Annotated in this window: 22 protein-coding genes; 15 read left to right on the top strand and 7 right to left on the bottom strand. The window is 53.4% G+C overall.

The window, feature by feature from the left end:
- Positions 1 to 87 precede the first annotated feature (87 nt).
- The 7 genes from mreB (at position 88) to tldD (ending at position 10,296) form a co-directional block, all read left to right on the top strand.
- A complete protein-coding gene (mreB, locus tag ACE15A_RS21520; protein ID WP_000913396.1) occupies positions 88 to 1,131 on the top strand; it encodes a rod shape-determining protein MreB in 1,044 nt (347 codons plus the stop codon).
- Positions 1,132 to 1,195: 64 nt separating this feature from the next.
- Positions 1,196 to 2,251, top strand: a complete 1,056-nt coding sequence (gene mreC / locus ACE15A_RS21515) for a rod shape-determining protein MreC (protein ID WP_023246352.1) — start codon at positions 1,196 to 1,198, stop codon at positions 2,249 to 2,251.
- Positions 2,251 to 2,739 carry a rod shape-determining protein MreD gene (gene mreD, locus ACE15A_RS21510; RefSeq protein ID WP_023246353.1) on the top strand — a complete coding sequence of 163 codons (489 nt, stop codon included), beginning with the start codon at positions 2,251 to 2,253 and terminating at the stop codon, positions 2,737 to 2,739. The genes mreC and mreD overlap by 1 nt, the downstream gene beginning before the upstream one ends.
- A gap of 8 nt (positions 2,740 to 2,747) precedes the next feature.
- Positions 2,748 to 3,341 (top strand): nucleoside triphosphate pyrophosphatase, encoded by a 594-nt coding sequence (locus ACE15A_RS21505; RefSeq protein WP_053508303.1) that lies wholly within the window; start codon positions 2,748 to 2,750, stop codon positions 3,339 to 3,341.
- Positions 3,331 to 4,800, top strand: a complete 1,470-nt coding sequence (gene rng, locus ACE15A_RS21500) for a ribonuclease G (RefSeq protein WP_000123192.1) — start codon at positions 3,331 to 3,333, stop codon at positions 4,798 to 4,800. The genes ACE15A_RS21505 and rng overlap by 11 nt, the downstream gene beginning before the upstream one ends.
- Positions 4,801 to 4,905: 105 nt before the next feature.
- Positions 4,906 to 8,706, top strand: a complete 3,801-nt coding sequence (gene yhdP / locus ACE15A_RS21495) for an AsmA2 domain-containing protein YhdP (protein WP_053508301.1) — start codon at positions 4,906 to 4,908, stop codon at positions 8,704 to 8,706.
- A 144-nt stretch (positions 8,707 to 8,850) separates the two neighbouring features.
- A complete protein-coding gene (gene tldD, locus ACE15A_RS21490) occupies positions 8,851 to 10,296 on the top strand; it encodes a metalloprotease TldD (protein WP_023246356.1) in 1,446 nt (481 codons plus the stop codon).
- A 136-nt stretch (positions 10,297 to 10,432) separates the two neighbouring features.
- Here tldD and aaeR read toward each other — a convergent pair whose 3' ends face one another.
- Entirely contained in the window at positions 10,433 to 11,362 is a 930-nt protein-coding gene (gene aaeR / locus ACE15A_RS21485) for an HTH-type transcriptional activator AaeR (RefSeq protein ID WP_053508299.1), read from the bottom strand.
- Positions 11,363 to 11,543: 181 nt separating this feature from the next.
- On the opposite strand from aaeR, the gene aaeX reads away from it, so the two are divergent.
- From aaeX to ACE15A_RS21465, 4 genes are all read left to right on the top strand, one after another.
- The gene (aaeX, locus tag ACE15A_RS21480; RefSeq protein ID WP_000051840.1) at positions 11,544 to 11,747 is read left to right on the top strand and encodes a p-hydroxybenzoic acid efflux pump operon protein AaeX; all 204 of its coding nucleotides are present in this window, start codon (positions 11,544 to 11,546) and stop codon (positions 11,745 to 11,747) included.
- Positions 11,748 to 11,754: 7 nt separating this feature from the next.
- Positions 11,755 to 12,687, top strand: a complete 933-nt coding sequence (aaeA, locus tag ACE15A_RS21475; protein WP_000855134.1) for a p-hydroxybenzoic acid efflux pump subunit AaeA — start codon at positions 11,755 to 11,757, stop codon at positions 12,685 to 12,687.
- Positions 12,688 to 12,692: 5 nt separating this feature from the next.
- The gene (gene aaeB, locus ACE15A_RS21470; RefSeq protein ID WP_023246358.1) at positions 12,693 to 14,660 is read left to right on the top strand and encodes a p-hydroxybenzoic acid efflux pump subunit AaeB; all 1,968 of its coding nucleotides are present in this window, start codon (positions 12,693 to 12,695) and stop codon (positions 14,658 to 14,660) included.
- Positions 14,661 to 14,831: 171 nt separating this feature from the next.
- The gene (locus ACE15A_RS21465; protein ID WP_001103887.1) at positions 14,832 to 15,104 is read left to right on the top strand and encodes a hypothetical protein; all 273 of its coding nucleotides are present in this window, start codon (positions 14,832 to 14,834) and stop codon (positions 15,102 to 15,104) included.
- A gap of 59 nt (positions 15,105 to 15,163) precedes the next feature.
- Here the strand turns inward: ACE15A_RS21465 and yhcN-B are convergent, their stop codons facing one another.
- From yhcN-B to argR, 3 genes are all read right to left on the bottom strand, one after another.
- Entirely contained in the window at positions 15,164 to 15,430 is a 267-nt protein-coding gene (yhcN-B, locus tag ACE15A_RS21460) for a DUF1471 family stress response protein YhcN-B (RefSeq protein ID WP_053508297.1), read from the bottom strand.
- Positions 15,431 to 15,533: 103 nt separating this feature from the next.
- A complete protein-coding gene (gene yhcN, locus ACE15A_RS21455; protein WP_053508295.1) occupies positions 15,534 to 15,797 on the bottom strand; it encodes a peroxide/acid stress response protein YhcN in 264 nt (87 codons plus the stop codon).
- Positions 15,798 to 16,161: 364 nt separating this feature from the next.
- Positions 16,162 to 16,632: a transcriptional regulator ArgR gene (argR, locus tag ACE15A_RS21450; protein ID WP_001257852.1), complete on the bottom strand. Its 471-nt coding sequence runs from the start codon at positions 16,630 to 16,632 to the stop codon at positions 16,162 to 16,164.
- A gap of 414 nt (positions 16,633 to 17,046) precedes the next feature.
- Between argR and mdh the strand changes: the two genes are divergently transcribed.
- Positions 17,047 to 17,985: a malate dehydrogenase gene (gene mdh, locus ACE15A_RS21445; protein WP_000861583.1), complete on the top strand. Its 939-nt coding sequence runs from the start codon at positions 17,047 to 17,049 to the stop codon at positions 17,983 to 17,985.
- A 76-nt stretch (positions 17,986 to 18,061) separates the two neighbouring features.
- Here the strand turns inward: mdh and degS are convergent, their stop codons facing one another.
- The 3 genes from degS to zapG all read right to left on the bottom strand — a co-directional run bounded on the left by degS (position 18,062) and on the right by zapG (position 21,144).
- On the bottom strand, positions 18,062 to 19,129 hold the full coding sequence (gene degS, locus ACE15A_RS21440; RefSeq protein WP_023246361.1) for an outer membrane-stress sensor serine endopeptidase DegS: 1,068 nt from the start codon (positions 19,127 to 19,129) through the stop codon (positions 18,062 to 18,064).
- 92 nt (positions 19,130 to 19,221) lie between these two features.
- Complete coding sequence (gene degQ, locus ACE15A_RS21435; protein WP_023246362.1) at positions 19,222 to 20,589, bottom strand: serine endoprotease DegQ; 1,368 nt, start codon at positions 20,587 to 20,589, stop codon at positions 19,222 to 19,224.
- A 156-nt stretch (positions 20,590 to 20,745) separates the two neighbouring features.
- A complete protein-coding gene (zapG, locus tag ACE15A_RS21430; protein ID WP_001519074.1) occupies positions 20,746 to 21,144 on the bottom strand; it encodes a Z-ring associated protein ZapG in 399 nt (132 codons plus the stop codon).
- Positions 21,145 to 21,337: 193 nt separating this feature from the next.
- Here zapG and zapE point away from each other — a divergent pair, with 193 nt between their 5' ends.
- The 3 genes from zapE (at position 21,338) to rpsI (ending at position 23,598) form a co-directional block, all read left to right on the top strand.
- Positions 21,338 to 22,462 carry a cell division protein ZapE gene (zapE, locus tag ACE15A_RS21425; protein ID WP_053508293.1) on the top strand — a complete coding sequence of 375 codons (1,125 nt, stop codon included), beginning with the start codon at positions 21,338 to 21,340 and terminating at the stop codon, positions 22,460 to 22,462.
- Between the two features lie 299 nt (positions 22,463 to 22,761).
- Positions 22,762 to 23,190, top strand: coding sequence for a 50S ribosomal protein L13 (gene rplM / locus ACE15A_RS21420; RefSeq protein ID WP_000847559.1), 429 nt, complete (start codon positions 22,762 to 22,764; stop codon positions 23,188 to 23,190).
- 15 nt (positions 23,191 to 23,205) lie between these two features.
- Positions 23,206 to 23,598: a 30S ribosomal protein S9 gene (rpsI, locus tag ACE15A_RS21415; protein WP_000829815.1), complete on the top strand. Its 393-nt coding sequence runs from the start codon at positions 23,206 to 23,208 to the stop codon at positions 23,596 to 23,598.
- Positions 23,599 to 23,744: the final 146 nt, after the last annotated feature.

Raw genomic sequence — 23,744 nt, 5'->3', positions numbered from 1 at the left:
GATTTTTGCGCCTTGTCGCTGCTGCGTGTGGTTGGTAAAGTAAGCGGATTTTGTTTTCCGCCCCAGCTTTCAGGATTATCCCTTAGTATGTTGAAAAAATTTCGTGGCATGTTTTCCAATGACCTGTCCATTGACCTGGGTACCGCGAATACCCTCATTTATGTAAAAGGACAAGGCATCGTATTGAATGAGCCTTCCGTTGTGGCCATTCGTCAGGATCGTGCCGGTTCGCCGAAAAGCGTGGCTGCGGTCGGTCATGATGCGAAGCAGATGTTGGGCCGTACGCCGGGCAATATCGCGGCGATCCGTCCGATGAAAGACGGCGTTATCGCTGACTTCTTTGTGACCGAAAAAATGCTTCAGCACTTTATTAAACAAGTGCACAGCAACAGCTTTATGCGCCCAAGCCCGCGCGTACTGGTATGCGTGCCGGTCGGCGCGACGCAGGTAGAGCGCCGCGCAATTCGTGAATCCGCTCAGGGCGCTGGCGCTCGAGAAGTGTTCCTGATTGAAGAGCCGATGGCGGCGGCAATCGGCGCCGGTCTGCCGGTCTCTGAAGCGACCGGTTCGATGGTCGTCGATATCGGCGGCGGTACGACGGAAGTCGCCGTGATCTCCCTGAACGGCGTAGTGTACTCCTCGTCCGTGCGTATCGGCGGCGACCGTTTCGACGAAGCGATCATCAACTATGTACGCCGTAACTATGGCTCTCTGATTGGTGAAGCGACCGCAGAACGCATTAAACATGAAATCGGTTCTGCTTATCCGGGCGATGAAGTGCGTGAAATCGAAGTGCGCGGTCGTAACCTGGCGGAAGGTGTTCCACGCGGCTTTACCCTGAACTCAAACGAGATTCTGGAAGCGTTGCAGGAACCGTTGACCGGTATCGTCAGCGCGGTAATGGTGGCGCTGGAACAGTGTCCGCCGGAGCTGGCGTCCGATATCTCCGAGCGCGGTATGGTGCTCACCGGCGGCGGCGCGCTGCTGCGTAACCTTGACCGTCTGTTAATGGAAGAGACGGGCATTCCTGTCGTGGTTGCTGAAGATCCGCTGACCTGTGTGGCGCGCGGCGGCGGCAAGGCGCTGGAAATGATCGATATGCACGGCGGCGACCTGTTCAGCGAAGAGTAGTTGGACACAGGCAGGATTATCCCTGGATGGTCCTGCCTCTCCGACGCGAGAATACGCATAGCCTATGAAGCCAATTTTTAGCCGTGGCCCGTCGCTACAGATTCGCCTTATTCTGGCGGTGCTGGTGGCGCTCGGCGTTATCATTGCCGACAGCCGCCTGGGGACGTTCAGTCAAATCCGAACGTACATGGATACTGCCGTCAGTCCTTTCTATTTTATTTCAAACGGTCCTCGTGAACTGCTCGACAGCGTGTCGCAAACGCTGGCTTCTCGCGACCAGCTTGAACTGGAAAACCGGGCGCTGCGCCAGGAATTACTGCTAAAAAACAGCGACCTGCTGATGCTGGGACAGTACAAACAGGAGAACGCGCGGTTGCGCGAGCTGCTGGGGTCGCCGCTGCGTCAGGACGAGCAGAAAATGGTGACGCAGGTTATTTCAACGGTTAACGATCCTTACAGCGATCAGGTCGTTATCGATAAAGGCAGCGTCAATGGCGTGTATGAAGGTCAACCGGTCATTAGCGACAAAGGCGTCGTAGGGCAGGTTGTCGCCGTGGCGAAACTGACCAGCCGTGTACTGCTGATTTGCGATGCGACTCATGCGCTGCCTATTCAGGTGCTGCGCAATGACATCCGTGTGATTGCTGCCGGTAACGGCTGTACTGACGATCTTCAGCTTGAACATCTGCCCGCCAATACCGATATTCGCGTCGGCGATGTGCTGGTAACGTCCGGACTTGGCGGTCGTTTCCCGGAAGGTTATCCGGTGGCGGTGGTATCCTCCGTCAAGCTGGACACTCAGCGCGCCTATACGGTCATTCAGGCGCGGCCTACGGCAGGGTTACAGCGTTTGCGCTATCTGTTGTTGCTGTGGGGCGCAGATCGTAACGGCGCTAACCCGCTGACGCCGGAAGAGGTTCACCGCGTAGCTAATGAGCGCCTGATGCAGATGATGCCGCAGGTGTTGCCTTCTCCGGATGCGATGGGGCCGCCGGCGCCAGTGCCGGACCCGGCGACGGGGATTACTCAGCCATCTGCGGGCCAGACTGCGCCGGTATCAACGCAACCATCGCCTTCGGGCGCGACCACGCCGCCTGCGCGTGCGCCGGGAGGGCAATAGTGGCGAGCTATCGTAGCCAGGGGCGCTGGGTTATCTGGCTCTCGTTTCTTATTGCGCTGTTGCTGCAAATCATGCCCTGGCCGGACGACATCATTGTTTTCCGGCCAAACTGGGTTTTGCTCATCTTACTGTACTGGATTCTGGCCCTGCCGCACCGCGTAAATGTGGGGACGGGATTTGTGATGGGTGCCATACTTGATCTTATCAGCGGTTCCACACTCGGCGTTCGCGCTCTGTCGATGAGTATTATCGCCTACCTGGTCGCTCTGAAATTCCAGCTCTTCCGTAACCTGGCGCTCTGGCAGCAGGCGCTGGTGGTGATGTTGCTTTCACTGGCTGTGGACATTATTGTTTTCTGGGCCGAGTTTTTAGTGATCAACGTCTCTTTCAGACCGGAAGTGTTCTGGAGTAGTGTAGTTAATGGCGTGCTGTGGCCCTGGCTCTTCTTGCTGATGCGTAAAGTACGCCAGCAGTTTGCTGTACAATAAAGGTCGATATGACAACTCTGTATCTTGCTTCCGGTTCCCCGCGTCGCCAGGAATTATTGACTCAACTTGGATTTTCATTCGAGCAGGTCGTGCCTGGTATTGAAGAGCAGCGGCGCGCTCAGGAAAGCGCGCAGCAGTATGTTGTTCGGCTGGCGCGCGAAAAGGCGCAGGCTGGCGTGGCGCTGGTTCCCCGTGATCTGCCGGTTTTGGGCGCGGATACAATAGTCGTGTTAAATGGCGAGGTGCTGGAAAAGCCGCGCGACGCTGCTCATGCCGCAGCAATGCTGCGTTTACTTTCCGGAAATACGCATCAGGTGATGACTGCTGTCGCGCTTGCGGACTCGCAGCAGATACTGGATTGTCTGGTGGTGACGGAGGTGACTTTCCGCACGCTTTCTGCGCAGGACATTGCTGGCTATGTCGCCAGCGGCGAGCCTTTAGATAAAGCAGGTGCATACGGTATTCAGGGGCGGGGTGGCTCTTTTGTCAGGAAGATAAATGGCAGCTATCACGCCGTCGTCGGCTTACCGCTGGTTGAAACGTATGAGTTGTTGAGTCATTTTAACGCACTGCGTGATAAAAGGGATAAACATGACGGCTGAATTGTTGGTAAACGTAACGCCATCGGAAACGCGCGTGGCGTACATTGATGGCGGTATTCTTCAGGAAATCCATATTGAGCGCGAAGCGCGACGCGGAATCGTAGGCAATATCTACAAAGGTCGTGTAAGTCGTGTACTTCCGGGTATGCAGGCGGCTTTTGTAGATATTGGGCTGGATAAAGCCGCATTTCTTCACGCTTCCGATATTATGCCGCACACCGAATGCGTGGCGGGCGACGAGCAAAAACAGTTTACTGTGCGCGATATCTCCGAACTGGTGCGTCAGGGGCAGGATCTGATGGTGCAGGTGGTGAAAGATCCGCTCGGCACGAAAGGCGCGCGTCTGACCACGGACATCACGTTGCCCTCCCGTTACCTTGTTTTTATGCCCGGCGCGTCGCACGTTGGCGTCTCCCAGCGCATCGAAAGCGAAAGTGAACGCGAGCGCCTGAAAAAGGTGGTGGCGGAATACTGCGACGAACAGGGCGGGTTTATTATACGTACCGCGGCGGAAGGCGTGTGTGAAGAGGATCTCGCGTCTGACGCTGCCTATCTCAAGCGTGTCTGGACGAAAGTCATGGAGCGCAAAAAGCGACCGCAAACGCGTTATCAGATGTATGGCGAACTGGCGCTGGCGCAGCGCGTGCTGCGCGATTTCGCCGATGCGCAGTTGGACCGAATTCGCGTCGACTCACGTCTGACCTATGAGTCGCTGCTGGAGTTTACCGCAGAATACATCCCGGAAATGACCAGTAAACTGGAGCATTACAGCGGTCGTCAGCCGATCTTCGATCTTTATGACGTGGAAAATGAGATCCAGCGCGCGCTGGAGCGTAAGGTTGAACTCAAGTCCGGCGGTTATCTTATTATCGACCAAACCGAAGCGATGACCACGGTAGATATCAATACCGGCGCGTTTGTCGGACACCGTAATCTCGACGACACCATTTTTAATACTAATATTGAAGCGACTCAGGCTATCGCCCGCCAGCTACGCCTGCGTAATCTGGGCGGCATTATCATTATTGATTTTATCGACATGAATAATGAGGATCACCGCCGCCGGGTGCTGCATTCGCTGGAACAGGCGTTAAGTAAGGATCGTGTGAAAACCAGCATTAACGGTTTTTCGCCGCTAGGGCTGGTGGAAATGACTCGCAAACGGACCCGTGAAAGCGTGGAACATGTGCTTTGTAACGAGTGTCCAACCTGTCATGGCCGCGGGACGGTAAAAACGGTGGAAACCGTCTGCTATGAGATTATGCGTGAGATTGTACGTGTCCATCACGCTTATGACTCCGATCGCTTCCTGGTTTATGCTTCTCCTGCGGTAGCGGAAGCGCTGAAAGGCGAAGAATCACACGCGCTGGCGGAAGTCGAAATCTTTGTCGGCAAACAGGTTAAAGTTCAGGTCGAACCGCTTTATAACCAGGAGCAGTTTGACGTCGTAATGATGTAAAAGACCGCACCCCGTACGAGCATTGCAGGCCGGATAAGGCGTTCACGCCGCCATCCGGCAAAACGAGGTTGTGAGTCGTATTTTTTGGCAGACAAGGAGAGACGCGTGAGGCGATTGCCGGGGATTTTATTGCTCACTGGAGCCGCGCTCATCGTCATTGCAGCGCTGCTGGTTAGCGGGCTGCGCCTGGCGTTGCCTCATCTGGACGCCTGGCGTCCAGCTATCCTGAATAAGATAGAGTCCGCGACCGGCGTGCCGGTGGCTGCCAGTCAACTCTCCGCAAGCTGGCAAAATTTTGGCCCTACGCTGGAAGCGCATAATATTCATGCCGCCCTGAAAGATGGCGGCGAACTGTCGATAAAACGCGTTACGCTGGCGCTGGATGTCTGGCAAAGCCTGTTGCATATGCGCTGGCAGTTTCGCGACCTGACCTTCTGGCAGCTCAATTTCCGCACCAATACACCTCTTCAAAGCAGCGACGGGGAAGGCATCGAAACCAGCCGTTTAAGCGATCTTTTCCTGCATCAGTTCGATCATTTCGATTTGCGCGATAGCCAAATTAGCTTTCTGACGCTTTCCGGACAACGCGCGGAACTGGCGATCCCACAGCTTACCTGGCTAAACGGCAAAGACCGGCACCGCGCCGAAGGCGAGGTCAGCCTCTCCAGCCTGACCGGGCAGCACGGCGTAATGCAGGTGCGGATGGATTTACGCGATGACGACGGTCTGCTGAATAATGGCAGAGTCTGGTTACAGGCCGACGATATTGACGTCAAGCCATGGCTGGGTAGGTGGATGCAGGATAACGTGGCGCTCCAGACGGCGCGTTTCAGTCTGGAAGGCTGGATGACGCTCAGTAAAGGTGAAATCGCCGGAGGAGACGTCTGGCTGAAACAGGGCGGCGCAAGCTGGCTGGGCGATAACGCGACGCATACGCTGTCTGTCGATAACCTGACGGCGCACATTAGCCGTGAGCAGCCGGGCTGGCAGTTTTATATTCCCGACACGCGGATTACGCTTGATGGTAAGCCCTGGCCGAGCGGAGCGTTAACCGTGGCCTGGCTCCCGCAGCAGGACGTCGGCGGGAAGAATCACACTCGTAGCGATGAACTGCGCATTCGCGCCAGTAATCTTGAACTGGCAGGGCTGGAAGCATTACGTCCGCTGGCGGCTAAACTGTCGCCTGCGCTGGGCGAGATACGGCAGGCTACGCAGCCGAGCGGAAAGATCGCCACACTGGCGCTGGATATTCCGCTACAGGCGACCGAAAAAACGCGTTTTCAGGCATCGTGGGAAAATCTTGCATGGAAACAGTGGAAGCTGTTGCCTGGCGCGGAACATTTTTCCGGTACGCTGGCGGGAAGCGTAGAAGACGGGCAGATGAAGGTTGTGATGCAGCAGGCCAAAATGCCCTATGAAACAGTTTTTCGCGCGCCGCTGGAAATTGAAAACGGCGTCGCGACGCTTAGCTGGTTGAAGAATGAGAACGGCTTTCAGCTTGATGGCCGTGACATTGATGTAAAAGCAAAGGCGGTACATGCGCGTGGCGGGTTCCGCTATCTGCAACCAACGGGCGATGAACCGTGGCTGGGCATTCTGGCCGGAATCAGTACCGACGACGGGTCACAGGCGTGGCGCTATTTTCCGGAAAATCTGATGGGCAAAGCGCTGGTAGATTACCTTAGCGGCGCGATTCAGGGCGGCGAGGCGGATAACGCCACGTTGGTTTACGGCGGTAATCCGCACCTCTTTCCCTATAAGCATAACGAAGGTCAGTTTGAAGTGCTGGTGCCGCTACGCAATGCGACGTTTGCCTTTCAACCCGACTGGCCTGCGCTAAAAAATCTCAATATTGAACTGGATTTCCTGAACGACGGCCTGTGGATGCGCTCGGATAGCGTCGATTTGGGCGGGGTGAAGGCCAGCAAACTCGCGGCGGCGATTCCGGATTATTCCAAAGAGAAACTGCTCATTGATGCCGATATTCACGGGCCGGGAAAAGCCGTTGGACCTTATTTCGACGAGACGCCGCTAAAAGACTCGCTTGGTTCGACGCTGGCGGAGCTACAATTAGATGGCGATGTGAATGCTCGCTTACATCTTGATATTCCTCTGGATGGCGAACAGGTTACCGCCGAGGGCGATGTCTCGTTGCGTAATAACAGCCTGTTTATTAAGCCGCTAAACAGCACGCTCAAAAATTTGAACGGTAAATTCAGCTTTGTGAATGGCGCGCTAAAAAGCGGGCCGCTGACGGCAAACTGGTTTAATCAGCCGCTTAACCTGGATTTCAGTACGACGGAAGGGGCAAAAGCGTATCAGGTAGCCGTCAACCTTAACGGTAACTGGCAGCCAACGCGTATGGGGGTCTTACCGCCGCAACTGAATGATGCCCTGAGCGGCAGCGTGGCGTGGAATGGTAAAGTCGGCATCGATCTTCCGTATCACGCTGGCGCTACCTATAACATCGAGCTGAACGGCGACCTGAGAAATGTGAGCAGTCACTTACCTTCTCCGCTAAATAAACCCGCAGGCGAAGCCATTCCGGTGAACATTAAAGCTGCCGGCAACCTGAAAAGCTTTGCGCTAACGGGGAGCGCAGGGAGTAAAAATCACTTTAATAGCCGCTGGTTATTAAATCAGAAACTGACGCTGGATCGGGCCATCTGGACGACGGACAGCCGGACGATTCCGCCATTGCCTGCTCAACAAGGTGTTGAACTCAATCTGCCGGCGCTGGATGGCGCGCAATGGCTGGCGCTATTCCAGAAAGGCGCGGCGGATAACGTGAGCAGTTCGGCCGAGCTTCCCCAACGCGTCACGTTACGAACTCCCGCGCTATCGCTGGGCGGCCAGCAGTGGAACAATTTGAGCGTCGTTTCAGTCCCTTCGCTGAATGGAACAAAAATTGAAGCGCAGGGCCGTGAGGTGAACGCCACGCTGACTATGCGCAGTCATGCGCCGTGGCTGGCGAACATTAAGTATCTGTATTACAACCCTGGCGTCGCAAAAACGCACGCCTCGTCGTCAACGCCGACATCGACGTTTGCTTCGGCAAACACTATTAGCTTCCGCGGCTGGCCGGATTTACAGCTTCGCTGCGAAGAGTGCTGGCTGTGGGGGCAAAAATATGGGCGTATTGATGGCGATTTCGCCATCAAAGGCAATACGCTGGCCCTGACGAATGGCCTGATCGATACCGGATTCGCTCGTTTGAAAGCGAACGGCGAGTGGGTGAATGCGCCGGGCAATGAACGAACCTCGCTGAAAGGCAGTCTGCATGGCCGTAACCTGGACGCGGCTGCCGGGTTCTTCGGCATCTCGACGCCAATCCAGAACGCGTCGTTTAACGTAGATTACGATCTGCACTGGCGAAACCCGCCCTGGCAACCTGATGAAGCCACGCTCAACGGGATTTTACGTACGCGTCTGGGTAAAGGCGAGTTTACTGATCTAAGTAGCGGTCATGCCGGGCAGCTACTGCGGCTGCTCAGTTTTGATGCGTTACTGCGTAAACTGCGGTTTGACTTTAGCGATACCTTTAGCGAGGGCTTCTATTTCGACTCTATCCGTAGTACCGCGTGGATTAAAGATGGCGTCCTGCATACTGACGATACGCTGGTGGACGGGCTGGAAGCAGACATTGCAATGAAAGGTTCCGTCGATCTGGTGCGCCGTCGTCTTGATATGGAGGCTGTCGTTGCGCCGGAAATTTCCGCCACGGTGGGGGTCGCCGCGGCTTTTGCCGTTAACCCGATTGTCGGCGCGGCGGTATTTGCCGCCAGTAAAGTGTTGGGGCCGCTATGGAGCAAGGTCTCCATTCTGCGTTATCGCATTACCGGTCCGGTCGATGCGCCGCAGATCAACGAAGTTCTGCGCCAACCGAGAAAAGAAAGCCAGCAATGATTTGACGGGGGCGAGGAATTGCCCCACTCTCAGTACATAGTTATGCCGGATGGCGCTGCGTTTATCCGGTTTGCACAACCTAACAACATAGGCCGGATAAGGCGTGTGCCGCCATCCGGCAGAAATCAACGAGTAGCAAAAACGATGAGTCTGAACCTGGTAAGTGAACAATTGCTAGCGGCGAACGGCCTGAAACATCAGGATCTGTTCGCTATCCTCGGCCAACTGGCCGAACGCCGTCTTGATTATGGCGATCTCTATTTTCAGTCGAGCTATCACGAATCCTGGGTTTTAGAAGACCGCATCATTAAAGATGGTTCATATAATATCGACCAGGGCGTTGGCGTTCGCGCCATTAGCGGCGAAAAAACCGGTTTTGCTTATGCTGACCAGATAAGCCTCCTGGCGCTGGAGCAGAGTGCGCAGGCTGCGCGAACCATTGTACGCGATAACGGCGAAGGCAAGGTAAAAACGCTCGCCGCCGTAGATCATCAGCCGCTCTACACCACCCTTGATCCGTTGCAAAGTATGAGCCGCGAAGAGAAGCTGGATATCCTCAGACGCGTTGATAAAGCGGCGCGAGAAGCCGATAAACGCGTGCAGGAAGTCAACGCCAGCCTGACTGGCGTATATGAATTAATCCTCGTGGCGGCGACCGACGGGACGCTGGCGGCGGATGTCCGTCCACTGGTGCGTTTGTCCGTTAGCGTGCAGGTGGAAGAAGATGGTAAACGTGAGCGCGGCGCCAGCGGCGGCGGCGGTCGCTTTGGTTATGAGTATTTTCTTGCCGATCTCGACGGCGAGGTTCGCGCCGACGCGTGGGCGAAAGAAGCGGTACGCATGGCGCTGGTTAATCTTTCTGCGGTCGCGGCGCCAGCGGGGACGTTACCGGTGGTTCTGGGCGCCGGGTGGCCGGGCGTATTGCTGCACGAAGCGGTCGGACACGGGCTGGAAGGCGATTTTAACCGTCGTGGAACGTCTGTATTTAGCGGTCAGATCGGCGAGCAGGTTGCCTCCGCGCTTTGTACCGTAGTGGATGACGGCACAATGATGAACCGTCGTGGCTCCGTCGCTATCGATGATGAAGGTACGCCAGGCCAGTACAACGTATTGATTGAAAATGGCGTACTGAAAGGGTACATGCAGGACAAGCTGAATGCGCGCCTGATGGGCGCTGCGCCGACCGGTAACGGGCGTCGCGAATCTTACGCGCATCTGCCGATGCCGCGTATGACCAATACCTATATGTTGGCGGGGCAGTCAACGCCGCAGGAAATTATCGAATCCGTTGAGTACGGCATTTATGCGCCTAACTTTGGCGGCGGTCAGGTGGATATCACCTCCGGCAAGTTTGTATTCTCTACTTCGGAAGCGTATCTGATTGAAAACGGCAAAGTCACAACGCCGGTGAAGGGGGCGACGTTGATTGGATCAGGCATTGAAACGATGCAACAGATCTCCATGGTCGGCAACGACCTTAAGCTGGATAACGGGGTGGGGGTCTGCGGTAAAGAGGGCCAAAGCCTGCCGGTAGGCGTAGGCCAGCCGACGCTGAAAGTCGATAACCTGACGGTTGGCGGCACCGCATAACTGTCCGCCTTATCAGGCCTGCGGTGTGTGCCGCCCAGGCCTGATAAGCGCAGCGCCATCAGGCAATGTCTGCGCCGGGTGGCGGCATAAATGCCTTATCTGGCCTACAACCGTCTCCAGCAATTACCCGGTGTTTTTATTTTTCTTTTCCTAGCCCGCGCATCCCCTGAAACAGGTGTGCGACATCGACAAAATAGTCAGTTAACGCGTTAATCACTACCTGCACTTTAAGCGGCAGCTTATCTTTTTCGGTGTACAGCGCATATACCGGTCGGGGATCGGACTGATAGCGAGGCAGCAGGATCTCCAGATCGCCACGATTGATCTCATCGATCACCCACATCAGCGGCACATAGGCGATCCCGGTACCGGCGGTCAGCCAGCGTACCAGCGTCATCGGATCGTTAGTAACGAACCGTCCCTGTGGAATCAACCGGGTAGAAATTCCTTCCGGCGCGATAAGTTCAAACTCATTATCCGGGCGTACGCTATATTCCAGCCAGGAATGGTTGCTGAGATCGGCGGGTTTTTCCGGGGCGCCGAACTGGGCGAGGTAGGGCCTGGCGGCGCACACAACCATCGGCATCGCGCCCAGTCGACGGGAAAACAGGCTGGAGTCTTGCAGCGCGCCCACGCGGATCACCACGTCCAGCCCGTCTGCAATTAAATCCGGGGCAGGAATTCCCGTCACCAGATTAACTGCCAGACCGGGATACTCTTTTAATAATTTCGCGGTAAGCCCGGCCAGCACATTTTGCGCCATGGTTGAAGAACAACCGATACGCAATGTACCGATTGGCGTGTTATTAAAAGCGTAAAGCTGCTCGTGAACATCCTGCACTTCATGCAACATGCGACGACAGCCCTGATAATAGATTTTTCCAGCTTCGGTGAGCCCAATGCTGCGCGTGCTGCGGTTGAGCAATTTAACCTGAAGCTCATCTTCCAGTTTTGCCACAGTCTGGCTGATGGACGACACGCTCATTTGCAACTGTCTGGCTGCGGCGGTAAAAGAGCCAAACTCGACAACTTTGGCGAATACCGACATTCGTTTTAAACGTTCCATTATTCACTCTGGCTTAAAAGTGATTTAGATCACATAATATAGATAACAGCATAACAATTACGCTAATATACTATTATTCGAATAAGAGCTATGTCGCTCTCGCCTGGCGTCTCTTGCCCTTCTCTGCGGCGATGTAGCTTAACAATCTATCGCCTGCTCTCTCTCAGAAATCAAGGTCAACATGAGTCTGTTTCCCGTTATCGTGGTGTTTGGTCTTTCCTTCCCACCGATATTTTTTGAATTGCTTTTGTCACTGGCTATTTTTTGGCTGGTGCGTCGGATGCTTGTGCCGACGGGCATCTATGATTTTGTCTGGCATCCGGCTTTGTTCAATACCGCGCTGTATTGTTGTCTGTTTTATTTAATATCGCGCCTGTTCGTTTGAGGTTGAAGTGAAAACACTAACAAGAAAACTCTCCCGTACGGCCATTACCCTCGTACTGGTTATTCTGGCCTTTATCGCCATTTTCCGCGCCTGGGTGTATTACACCGAATCCCCCTGGACGCGCGACGCGCGTTTTAGCGCCGATGTAGTCGCTATCGCCCCGGATGTCGCGGGCCTGATTACCCATGTAAACGTGCATGATAACCAACTGGTGAAAAAGGATCAGGTCCTGTTTACCATCGATCAGCCACGCTATCAAAAAGCGCTCGCTGAAGCGGAAGCCGATGTGGCCTATTATCAGGTACTGGCGCAGGAAAAACGCCAGGAAGCCGGTCGCCGTAATCGTCTCGGCGTACAGGCGATGTCCCGGGAAGAGATCGATCAGGCGAACAATGTCTTGCAGACTGTACTGCATCAACTGGCTAAAGCTCAGGCGACGCGCGACCTGGCTAAACTCGATCTTGAGCGCACCGTCATTCGCGCGCCTGCCGACGGCTGGGTGACTAACCTCAATGTTTATGCTGGTGAATTTATTACCCGCGGTTCCACGGCCGTCGCCCTGGTGAAAAAGAACTCTTTTTACGTGCAGGCCTATATGGAAGAGACCAAGCTGGAAGGCGTGCGTCCGGGATATCGTGCCGAAATCACGCCGCTCGGCAGCAACCGGGTATTAAAAGGTACCGTCGATAGCGTGGCGGCAGGGGTAACGAATGCCAGCAGTACCAGCGATGCGAAAGGGATGGCGACGATAGACTCTAACCTCGAATGGGTGCGCCTGGCCCAGCGTGTTCCGGTGCGCATCCGGCTTGACGAGCAGCAGGGGAATTTATGGCCTGCCGGTACGACGGCAACCGTCGTGATCACCGGTAAGCAAGATCGTGACGCAAGCCAGGACTCCTTCTTCCGTAAACTGGCGCACCGGCTGCGCGAATTCGGTTAATCGTCATGGGCATTTTCTCCATTGCCAACCAGCACATTCGCTTTGCGGTAAAGCTGGCGTGCGCCATTGTGCTGGCATTATTTATCGGCTTCCATTTTCAACTGGAGACGCCGCGTTGGGCGGTGCTGACCGCCGCGATCGTGGCGGCAGGCCCGGCATTTGCCGCCGGCGGAGAACCCTATTCCGGCGCTATCCGTTATCGCGGAATGTTGCGTATTATCGGGACGTTTATTGGCTGTATCGCTGCGCTTATGATCATTATCACTATGATCCGCGCGCCGCTATTGATGATTCTGGTGTGCTGTGTCTGGGCCGGTTTTTGTACCTGGATCTCGTCTTTGGTACGGATCGAAAACTCTTATGCGTGGGGACTGTCGGGTTATACCGCGCTGATCATTGTGATTACCATTCAGACGGAGCCGCTACTCACACCGCAATTTGCGCTTGAGCGTTGTAGCGAAATCGTCATCGGCATTGGCTGCGCTATTTTAGCGGATCTGCTTTTCTCGCCGCGATCGATAAAGCAGGAGGTTGATCGCGAACTGGATAGTTTACTGGTAGCGCAATATCAGCTAATGCAGCTTTGTATTAAGCATGGCGACAGCGAAGAGGTCGACAACGCCTGGGGTGATCTGGTGCGGCGCACGGCGGCGCTGGAGGGGATGCGAAGTAATCTGAATATGGAATCTTCGCGCTGGGTACGCGCTAACCGCCGCCTGAAAGCGTTGAATACGCTTTCGCTCACGCTGATTACGCAATCCTGTGAAACTTATCTTATTCAAAATACGCGGCCGGAACTGATTACCGATACATTCCGGGAACTGTTCGAGACGCCGGTTGAAACGGTACAGGACGTCCACAGGCAGTTAAAAAGGATGCGGCGTGTCATTGTCTGGACCGGCGAGCGCGAAACGCCCGTCACGCTTTATAGCTGGGTAGGCGCTGCAACGCGCTATCTGCTGCTTAAACGCGGCGTGATCAGTAACACCAAAATCAGCGCGACGGAAGAAGAGATCCTGCAAGGCGAGCCCGTGGTTAAAGTGGAATCCGCCGAACGTCACCATGCTATGGTGAACTTCTGGCGCACCACGCTCTCCTGCGTACTGGGGACATTATTCTGGCTATGGACCGGCTGGACATCGGGTAATGGCGCGATGGTGATGATTGCCGTGGTGACCTCGCTGGCGATGCGTTTACCCAATCCGCGCATGGTCTGCATTGATTTTATTTATGGCACGCTGGCGGCGCTGCCGCTGGGATTGCTCTATTTCCTGGTGATTATTCCCAATACGCAGCAAAGTATGCTGTTGCTATGTTTGAGCCTGGCGGTATTGGGGTTCTTTATCGGCATTGAGGTGCAGAAACGGCGTCTGGGGTCGATGGGGGCGCTGGCCAGTACAATTAACATTATTGTGTTGGATAATCCGATGACGTTCCATTTCAGCCAGTTCCTGGACAGCGCGTTGGGGCAAATTGTCGGCTGTATGCTGGCGTTTATCGTCATCTTGCTGGTGCGTGATAAATCCAAAGACCGAACCGGTCGCGTGCTGCTTAATCAGTTTGTTTCCGCTGCGGTTTCGGCAATGACGACCAACGTGGCGCGTCGTAAAGAGAACCGTCTGCCTGCGTTATATCAACAACTCTTTTTGCTGATGAATAAATTCCCTGGCGATTTGCCGAAGTTCCGTCTGGCGCTAACGATGATCATTGCCCATCAACGTCTACGCGATGCGCCGATACCGGTTAATGAAGACCTGTCAGTGTTCCATCGTCAGCTTCGTCGTACCGCAGACCATGTTATTTCCGCCGGAAGCGATGATAAACGACGACGCTACTTTGGTCAGTTGCTGGATGAGCTGGATATCTATCAGGAGAAATTACGTATCTGGGAGGCGCCGCCGCAGGTGACGGAACCGGTTAAACGCCTGACGGGCATGTTACATAAATACCAGAACGCGCTTACCGATAGCTAACCCACGAGAACCGATGCCAAAAGCGTCGGTTTTTTTATGACTATACTTATTCGAGATACAAAAACAGCGCAAGAGTGCTCCGGGGCTAAAAGCGTTTCTGGAAGTGAAACCTCTGCATAATGATGCTTTGTAGTAAAACAGACAATTGTCTGTCGGGGATGGTGGCTGGCTATGAATGTCTATACTTTTGATTTTAATGATATTAAAAACCAAAGCGATTTTTATCGCGAGTTTACGCAGACGTTTGGTCTTGCCAGTGAGAAAGTAAGCGATCTTGATACATTATGGGATGCGGTAATGAGCGATATCTTACCCTTACCGCTAGAGATTGAGTTTGTTCACCTGCCTGATAAACTGCGCAGGCGCTACGGGGCGCTGATTTTACTCTTTGATGAAGCGGAAGAAGAGTTGGAGGGGCGGCTACGGTTTAATGTCCGGCATTGAAAAAGCATAAAAAAGCCCCCGACAGGCGGGGGCAAGTCGTCGGGTTAGACGACGAGGGTTTATTTATACAATTCGGCGGTGGCGTGCCAGTTATCACCTTCTTTTAATTCGATAATGCGATAGCTATTAGCGCCTGCTTTTTCGGCTTTAGCGACGAGTTCCTGGCGCATATCCATTGGTGTACTGCCAATCTGCGAGACGGAAATGGTGCCCATCGGTTGCAGATTCTGCGCCTGTTCCGCGTTGACCTGGTGTACTGCGGCATTTGCGCCGAAAGAGAGTAGAGTGGCCAGGCTGAGTGATGCGATAATGTATTTCGTTTTCATAATCTTTTATTCCTTTATAGGGTCAACCTCGCGGATTAATGGGCTTTTCTTATGCGATATCTCCGCGAAGTAACGACATGTTATATGCGATGGCAGGTGAATTTTATTTGTACAGTTCGGCAGTGGCGTGCCAGTTGCTGCCGCTACGCGCTTCGGTAATGTGGTAGGCCGTAGCGCCTTGTTCATCCGCTTTTTTGCTCAGCATGGCGTTCATATCCATAGGCGATGAGCCAATAGCGCTGACTGAAACCGATCCAATCGCTTCACGGTTTTGCGCTTGCTCTGCGCTGATAGGTTCTGCGGCGAAAGCGCCAAAAGAGAGAATGGACAGAATACTTAATGTTGCAACAGTGGTTTTGATTTTCATGATTTTTACCTCGTCGAATTCCTTTACTGGGGTCTTTGTTTCGTGACCCTCATCACAAAATCAAGTATACACTAATCACGCTATTAATTAATACCACGCTAATTGTTTCTTCTTTTTTAAGATACTAAAAATCTTATTTTTTATAATGTTATAGAATTAAAATTGCTGCTTTTCGCCGCGATATTTAAAAAAAGAAAATAAAATCAATGCATTAAAAAATTTGACATTTTGTGCGTTTTTTTGATTTGGTATTCATATAGTGAATGTTTAAGGGCATGATTTGCCAAATGATAACCGTACAGGAAAGCCGCGCGGAGAGAGGAGAAGAAGGTGCCTCCGCCGTACGACGACGGAGGAAGTAGGGCTAGAGCTCTTGTTCAAAGAGTTCCAGAATGGCTTCGTAAAGATCTCTTACGGAAAAGCCGCTGGCAGGCGTAGTGAAGATAGTATCGTCGCCGGCAATCGTGCCGAGAATACCTTCCGCTTTCCCCAATGAATCCAGCAGGCGCGCGATGAGCTGCGCCGCGCCAGGGCTGGTATGGATTACCACGACAGCGTCGTTATAATCGATATCCAGCACCAGATTTTTCAACGGACTGGATGTTGTCGGGACGCCCAGTTCAGCCGGAAGACAGTACACCATCTCCATTTTTGCGTTACGCGTACGCACCGCGCCGAACTTAGTCAACATGCGCGAGACCTTGGACTGATTGATATTTTCAAAGCCCTGATCCTGCAACGCGAGGACGATTTCGCCCTGTGAGCTGAATTTTTCTTCTTTGAGGAGCGCTTTAAACGCCCTTACTAGTTCTTCTTGTTTAGCCGAGCTTCGCATAAGTCACCCGTAATATGGCGGTAGAAACAACATTATTGTGCATACAGATGAATTTTTATGCAAACAGTCTGCCTTGTTTAAGGCTGAAATAATGTTATGAAAGAGCGGAATTTTATCAAATTTCGTTATCAAGAAACATGCCTGCGTCACGCCTCGCAAATAAGATTAAAAGTAAATTAATTGTTATCAAAATGATGTTGTTTTGAGAGGGCAGTAGGGTATATTGTCACCACCTGTAGGAACGTTGCTCTCTGGTTGCAGCCGATCCGGATTACGCAAATTAAATGCATAAAAGCCAAAATTGCGCGACTCCGCATTCTTGACGCGTGAGGATTGTAATCATTGAATTTGTGAATTAAGGTCGCCGCCGCGGAGCAATAGACACTAAGTTAATCATATAATAAGGAGTTTAGGATGAAAGTCGCAGTCCTCGGCGCTGCTGGTGGTATCGGTCAGGCGCTGGCATTACTTTTAAAAAACCAACTGCCTTCAGGTTCAGAACTCTCCCTGTACGACATCGCTCCAGTGACTCCCGGTGTGGCCGTTGATTTGAGCCATATTCCCACCGCAGTAAAAATCAAAGGTTTCTCTGGCGAAGACGCAACCCCGGCGCTTGAAGGCGCTGACGTAGTACTGATTTCTGCGGGGGTGGCGCGCAAGCCGGGTATGGACCGTTCCGACCTGTTTAACGTTAACGCCGGCATCGTGAAAAATCTGGTGCAGCAGATCGCTAAAACCTGCCCGAAAGCGTGCGTGGGTATTATCACCAACCCGGTGAACACCACCGTTGCGATTGCGGCGGAAGTGCTGAAAAAAGCAGGCGTATACGACAAAAACAAACTGTTTGGCGTAACCACGCTGGATATCATCCGCTCTAACACCTTTGTTGCAGAGCTGAAAGGTAAGCTGCCAACGGAAGTTGAAGTTCCGGTGATCGGTGGGCACTCCGGCGTGACTATTCTGCCGCTGCTGTCGCAGATTCCAGGCGTAAGCTTTACCGAACAAGAAGCGGCCGATCTGACTAAGCGCATCCAGAACGCCGGTACTGAAGTCGTTGAGGCGAAAGCCGGCGGCGGATCGGCAACCCTCTCTATGGGCCAGGCTGCTGCGCGTTTCGGTCTTTCTCTGGTTCGCGCTCTGCAGGGCGAAAAAGGCGTGGTGGAATGCGCCTATGTGGAAGGCGACGGTCAGTATGCCCGTTTCTTCTCTCAGCCGCTGTTGCTGGGTAAAAATGGCGTAGAAGAGCGTAAATCCATCGGCACGCTGAGCGCTTTCGAGCAACGCTCGCTGGAAGGTATGCTGGATACACTGAAAAAAGACATTACGCTTGGCGAAGAGTTCGTCACGAAGTAAGCCATATGCTATTATAAAAAAAACCGGAGTTAACTCCGGTTTTTTTATGCCCGCTTGATTAACGGCGCAGAAAATATCAATTAGTCGCCGGATATTCCTGCACCGTCACCTGGAACGTGAACTGCTTATCATCCCGCATCACCACGACCGGAATGACGGAGCCCGGACGGATTTCCGCCACCTGATCCATCGTCTCCAGCGCGGACACGGCCGGTTTATTATTGACCGAAATAATCAGATCGTTAACCTGAATACCGGCAAGCGCGGCGGGGCCGTTTGGCGTTACTTCATTAACCACAATGCCCTGAATCGGGTCCATGCCGCTACCCTGCGCGTGCAGCGGCGCGATTTCTCGTCCGCCAATACCGATATAGCCGCGAATCACGCGACCGTCGCGGATAAGCTTATCCATAATTTTCGTGGCTAGCTGGAAGGGAATCGCAAAACCAATACCTTCCGGCGTTTCGCCATCGTTACTCTTATCAAAAGAGAGGGTGTTGATCCCCATCAGTTCGCCTAACGAGTTGACCAGCGCGCCGCCGGAATTACCGTGGTTAATCGAGGCGTCGGTCTGGAGAAAATTCTGCCGCCCCGTCGGGTTCAGGCCGATACGACCCGTTGCGCTGATGATCCCCTGGGTGATGGTCTGTCCCAGATTATATGGGTTGCCGATAGCCAGTACGACATCGCCAATATGCGGCGTACGCTTTGTATTAATCGGGATGGTAGGCAGCCCGCCGGTGGCGTTGATCTTCAGCACCGCCAGATCGGTAAGCGAATCGGAGCCAACCAGTAGCGCTTCAAACACGCGGCCGTCCTGTAGCGCGACGATAATCTGATCGGCATCGTTAATCACGTGCTTGTTGGTAATAATATAACCGCGTTGATCCATGATCACGCCGGAACCCAGCGTGCGGATCTCCAGTTGATTATGCGCGGTACTGTTCATACTGCGGTTATAGACATTGACGACGGCAGGCGCGGCGCGGCGAACCGCAAAATTATAGCTGGCTGGCGTCTCATCGGTACTGTCGAATTGCGGGACGGCGATAGGATTAATTTTGCGCAAAGAAGGCATGACGGCCAACAGAATAGCGCCGACAATTAAACCTATTGCGACCGAACGTAAGAGCTTCACAAACATGATGGAGGCGTCGTTAAAAAAGGGAACGGCAGCAGCATACCATGAGTTAACCGGACATCACATCGCAGGCTGATGCCCGGTTTAAGACAGGATTAGCGCAGCAATAGATAAATGTTCTCGTTGCCGCGTACTACCTGAAGGGCAATGATAGACGGTTTTGCCGCCATCACTTTGCGCATTTCGGCGATAGAACTGATGCGATCGCGGTTAACGCCGATAATAACATCATCTTTTTGCAAACCGGCCTGAGCGGCGGGACTGCTTTTTTCGACGCTATCAATCTTAACGCCTTTCGTCCCGTCTTTCAGTTGTCCGTCGCTCAGCGTCGCGCCTTGCAACGCCGGGGCGATCATTTCGGCGCTGGCGGAAGAGGAGGTATTGGAATCCAGCGTGACTTCCACCTCCAGCGGCTTACCATCGCGCAGCAGACCCAGCTTTACTTTCGTGCCCGGTTCGGTGGTGGCGATACGTGAACGCAGTTCGGCAAAGCTATTCAGCGGCTTACCGTTAAGACTGATAATCACGTCTCCGGATTTCACCCCGGCCTTCGCCGAACCTGAATTGGGTAAAACCTCGCTGACAAAAGCGCCACGCTGAACGTTCAGTTTGAATGCCTTAGCGATATCAGCGGTCATTTCAGTGCCTTTAATTCCCAGCAATCCGCGTTTGATTTCGCCGAACTGAATCAACTGCTGCGCCAGCGTCTGCGCCATATTGGAAGGAATAGCAAAGCCGATGCCGATGCTCCCGCCCCCTGGCGCGAGGATCGCGGTATTAATCCCAATCAGCTCGCCGTTCAGGTTAAGCAGCGCGCCGCCGGAGTTGCCGCGGTTAATGGAGGCATCGGTTTGAATAAAGTTCTCAAGCCCTTCCAGATTAAGCCCGCTACGTCCCAGCGCTGAAATAATCCCGGAGGTGGCGGTTTGCCCCAGACCAAACGGATTACCGACCGCCACGGCGAAATCGCCGACGCGGAGTTTGTCGGAATCGGCGATCGCAATTTGCGTTAACTGACTGGGATTCTGAATCTGTAACAGAGCGATATCGCTCTGGTCGTCGCCGCCGATCAGCTTCGCGTCAAATTCGCGTCCGTCATTCAGTTGAATGCTGATCTTCTGCGCCTGATTAATCACATGATTATTGGTTAATACATAGCCTTTCGCGGCATCGATAATCACCCCCGAACCGAGTCCTTCAAACTGCTGGGACGGCTGGTCTGGCAGATCTTCGCCAAAGAATTTTTTAAACTCCTCCGGCACTTTTGGGCTCTGGGTGGCGGTTCCCTCGACTTTTACGCTGACGACAGCAGGCAGCACTTTCTCCAGCATAGGGGCAAGGCTTGGCAGCGTCGCCTGGCCTGGCACCTGGCCTGGTATCGATGCAAGGGCTGGAAACGGCGCCGAAAGAGTTAACCCGACACTTAACGCGAATGCACTTAACAGCTGGGTGTGTTTTTTCATGGATGCTGCTCTCGTACCTTGAATGAACGGATAGACAATTCAAAACAGATTGATGTTATTGAATTTTCAGCCTGGTAACAATGATAATAGCTGGGACAGGAAAGATAGAGAGGGGGCGCAAGCGATGCGCCCGATAAATTTCTTAACGGCGTGCGATTAATCGCGCTTTGCACCGCTACGCAACAGGCCTGACGCGCCTTCAGAATAGTCACGCGGCATTTGTACCGGCGCCTGATCGTTGCTCGCTTCAGACTCCGCCAGACGGTTACGGAACGGATTCGACTCCGCCGACATTTCCGGCAGCAGGCTGCTGGAGCTTTTCGCCATATGCTGATACAGCTGGCGGTAATCATGCGCCATGGTATCCAGCAGCTCTGCGCTGCGGGCAAAGTGGCTAACCAGCTCTTCACGGTACTCTTCCAGCTCAGCTTTGTTTTTTTCCAGTTCGTACTGCAATGCCTGCTGTTGACGTAACTTACGATTACCAAAACGCATGGCCACGGCACCAATGATGATACCGACGACTAATCCAATTAGCGCATATTCCCAGGTCATGAACATCTCCCGTTGTCTTATGTTTCCGTAGGGTGTTGGCTCCAGGCTCCATGCCCGCGCCTGATTATGCCACTATAACCGCTAATTCCGTAGAAGTGGAATCCCGGCAGCATATCGCGTAGTGTAGAACGGCCTTTTTTTCGTCAGCCGTGAACGGACGGCACATCGATTTTCAAGGAATAACAATAACATTATGCAAAGCCTTTCCCCTACATCGCGTTATCTCCAGGCTCTCAACGAAGGCACCCATCAGCCTGACGACGTACAGAAAGAGGCGGTCAACCGTCTGGAAACCCTTTATCAGGAGCTCACCGCGAAAAAATCGTCGACTACGCCGCCTGGCGGACTGATAGCGCGACTGGGGAAATTATTAGGCAAAAACGAACCGGACGCGCAAATACCGGTTCGCGGGCTGTACATGTGGGGGGGCGTGGGTCGCGGCAAAACCTGGCTCATGGATCTCTTCTACCACAGCCTGCCGGGCGAGCGAAAACTGCGCCTGCATTTTCATCGTTTTATGCTGCGCGTGCATGAAGAACTCACCGTACTACAGGGACAGAGCGATCCGTTAGACATTATTGCCGACCGGTTTAAAGCCGAGACGGACGTACTGTGTTTCGATGAGTTTTTCGTCGCCGATATTACCGACGCCATGCTGCTGGGCGGTTTAATGAAAGCGCTGTTTGCACGCGGCATTACGCTGGTCGCGACCTCCAATATTCCGCCGGATGAACTCTACCGCAACGGTTTGCAACGCGCCCGCTTCCTGCCAGCTATCGATGCCATCAAACAGCACTGCGACATTATGAATGTGGACGCCGGCGTCGATTACCGGCTGCGTACGCTGACGCAGGCCCATTTATGGCTAACGCCGCTTAATGATGAAACCCGGCGGCAAATGGATAAACTGTGGCTGGCGTTAGCGGGGGCCACGCGAGAACACGCTCCGACCCTGGAAATCAATCATCGCCCTTTATCCACCCTGGGCGTTGAAAACCAAACGTTAGCGGTCTCTTTCGCTACGTTGTGCGTCGAGGCCCGTAGCCAGCATGATTACATTGCGCTCTCAAGGCTATTTCACACGGTTCTGCTGTTTGACGTGCCGGTCATGACGCCGCTGATGGAGAGCGAAGCGCGCCGCTTTATTGCGCTGGTGGATGAGTTTTACGAGCGCCACGTTAAGCTGGTGGTCAGCGCCGCCGCGCCGTTATATGAGATTTATCAGGGGGAGCGGCTCAAGTTTGAATTTCAGCGCTGTCTGTCGCGCCTGCAGGAGATGCAGAGTGCGGAGTACCTCAAGCGGGAGCATATGCCGTAAGCCGGACAAGCGCAGCGCCCCGGGCATTGTGTGTCTCATGTCGACAACTTCCCCGACCGATGTTGGATAAGGTCTGAACAAAACCCGCGGCAAATCACAAAAAGGGGTCGATCTTTGACCTGGACTTCTCTATAATCCTGCGACCCCACGTTACAAGAGAGTTTTTTCCCAAACTTTCTCTGTGCCGGCCAAACATATCCGAGGGGGTAGGTTTACCGGACTTTGTCGTGTGAACCTCAACTATTTAAAACGCTTGGGTGTTCACCAACGTGTAACTTATTTATTTGGGTAAGCTTTTAATGAAAACTTTTACAGCTAAACCAGAAACCGTAAAACGCGACTGGTATGTTGTTGACGCGACCGGTAAAACTCTGGGCCGTCTGGCTACTGAACTGGCTCGTCGCCTGCGCGGTAAGCACAAAGCGGAATACACTCCGCACGTAGATACGGGTGATTACATCATCGTTCTGAACGCTGACAAAGTTGCTGTAACCGGCAACAAGCGCACTGACAAAGTGTACTATCACCACACCGGTCACATCGGTGGTATCAAACAAGCGACCTTTGAAGAGATGATTGCCCGCCGTCCTGAGCGTGTGATTGAAATCGCGGTTAAAGGCATGCTGCCAAAAGGCCCGCTGGGTCGTGCTATGTTCCGTAAACTGAAAGTTTACGCGGGCAACGAGCACAACCACGCGGCACAGCAACCGCAAGTTCTTGACATCTAATCGGGATTATAGGCAATGGCTGAAAATCAATACTACGGCACTGGTCGCCGCAAAAGTTCCGCAGCTCGCGTGTTCATCAAACCGGGCAACGGTAAAATCGTTATCAACCAACGTTCTCTGGAACAGTACTTCGGTCGTGAAACTGCCCGCATGGTAGTTCGTCAGCCGCTGGAACTGGTCGACATGGTTGAGAAACTGGATCTGTACATCACTGTTAAAGGTGGTGGTATCTCTGGTCAGGCTGGTGCGATCCGTCACGGTATCACCCGCGCTCTGATGGAGTACGATGAGTCTCTGCGTGGCGAACTGCGTAAAGCTGGCTTCGTTACTCGTGACGCTCGTCAGGTTGAACGTAAGAAAGTCGGTCTGCGTAAAGCACGTCGTCGTCCGCAGTTCTCCAAACGTTAATGGGTTTCTGCTTCGGCAGACAACTGTTAGCGAAAAACCCGCTTCGGCGGGTTTTTTTATGGGCAATGCATTTATCTGTCACGATGAAATGCGGATTGTTGTCTCTTTTTCCCCAATTCCAGAATCGACTCACCACAAAGGTCACA

Origin of the sequence: Salmonella sp. HY31 (assembly GCF_042604575.1) — a bacterium.
Taxonomy (GTDB): Bacteria; Pseudomonadota; Gammaproteobacteria; order Enterobacterales; family Enterobacteriaceae; genus Salmonella; species Salmonella diarizonae.
The sequence above is the reverse complement of the archived record's forward strand: the minus strand, read 5'-3'. Positions and strand labels throughout refer to the sequence as shown.

Bases quoted from the DNA above. Each gene is read 5' to 3' on its own strand.
- tldD (WP_023246356.1), top strand. From the start codon at position 8,851: ATGAGTCTGAACCTGGTAAGTGAACAATTGCTAGCGGCGAACGGCCTG.
- argR (WP_001257852.1), bottom strand. From the start codon at position 16,632: ATGCGAAGCTCGGCTAAACAAGAAGAACTAGTAAGGGCGTTTAAAGCG.
- mdh (WP_000861583.1), top strand. From the start codon at position 17,047: ATGAAAGTCGCAGTCCTCGGCGCTGCTGGTGGTATCGGTCAGGCGCTG.
- ACE15A_RS21465 (WP_001103887.1), top strand. From the start codon at position 14,832: ATGAATGTCTATACTTTTGATTTTAATGATATTAAAAACCAAAGCGAT.
- zapG (WP_001519074.1), bottom strand. From the start codon at position 21,144: ATGACCTGGGAATATGCGCTAATTGGATTAGTCGTCGGTATCATCATT.
- aaeX (WP_000051840.1), top strand. From the start codon at position 11,544: ATGAGTCTGTTTCCCGTTATCGTGGTGTTTGGTCTTTCCTTCCCACCG.
- zapE (WP_053508293.1), top strand. From the start codon at position 21,338: ATGCAAAGCCTTTCCCCTACATCGCGTTATCTCCAGGCTCTCAACGAA.
- yhcN-B (WP_053508297.1), bottom strand. From the start codon at position 15,430: ATGAAAACGAAATACATTATCGCATCACTCAGCCTGGCCACTCTACTC.
- ACE15A_RS21505 (WP_053508303.1), top strand. From the start codon at position 2,748: ATGACAACTCTGTATCTTGCTTCCGGTTCCCCGCGTCGCCAGGAATTA.
- aaeB (WP_023246358.1), top strand. From the start codon at position 12,693: ATGGGCATTTTCTCCATTGCCAACCAGCACATTCGCTTTGCGGTAAAG.
- yhcN (WP_053508295.1), bottom strand. From the start codon at position 15,797: ATGAAAATCAAAACCACTGTTGCAACATTAAGTATTCTGTCCATTCTC.
- aaeR (WP_053508299.1), bottom strand. From the start codon at position 11,362: ATGGAACGTTTAAAACGAATGTCGGTATTCGCCAAAGTTGTCGAGTTT.
- rpsI (WP_000829815.1), top strand. From the start codon at position 23,206: ATGGCTGAAAATCAATACTACGGCACTGGTCGCCGCAAAAGTTCCGCA.
- rng (WP_000123192.1), top strand. From the start codon at position 3,331: ATGACGGCTGAATTGTTGGTAAACGTAACGCCATCGGAAACGCGCGTG.
- rplM (WP_000847559.1), top strand. From the start codon at position 22,762: ATGAAAACTTTTACAGCTAAACCAGAAACCGTAAAACGCGACTGGTAT.
- mreC (WP_023246352.1), top strand. From the start codon at position 1,196: ATGAAGCCAATTTTTAGCCGTGGCCCGTCGCTACAGATTCGCCTTATT.
- degS (WP_023246361.1), bottom strand. From the start codon at position 19,129: ATGTTTGTGAAGCTCTTACGTTCGGTCGCAATAGGTTTAATTGTCGGC.
- degQ (WP_023246362.1), bottom strand. From the start codon at position 20,589: ATGAAAAAACACACCCAGCTGTTAAGTGCATTCGCGTTAAGTGTCGGG.
- mreB (WP_000913396.1), top strand. From the start codon at position 88: ATGTTGAAAAAATTTCGTGGCATGTTTTCCAATGACCTGTCCATTGAC.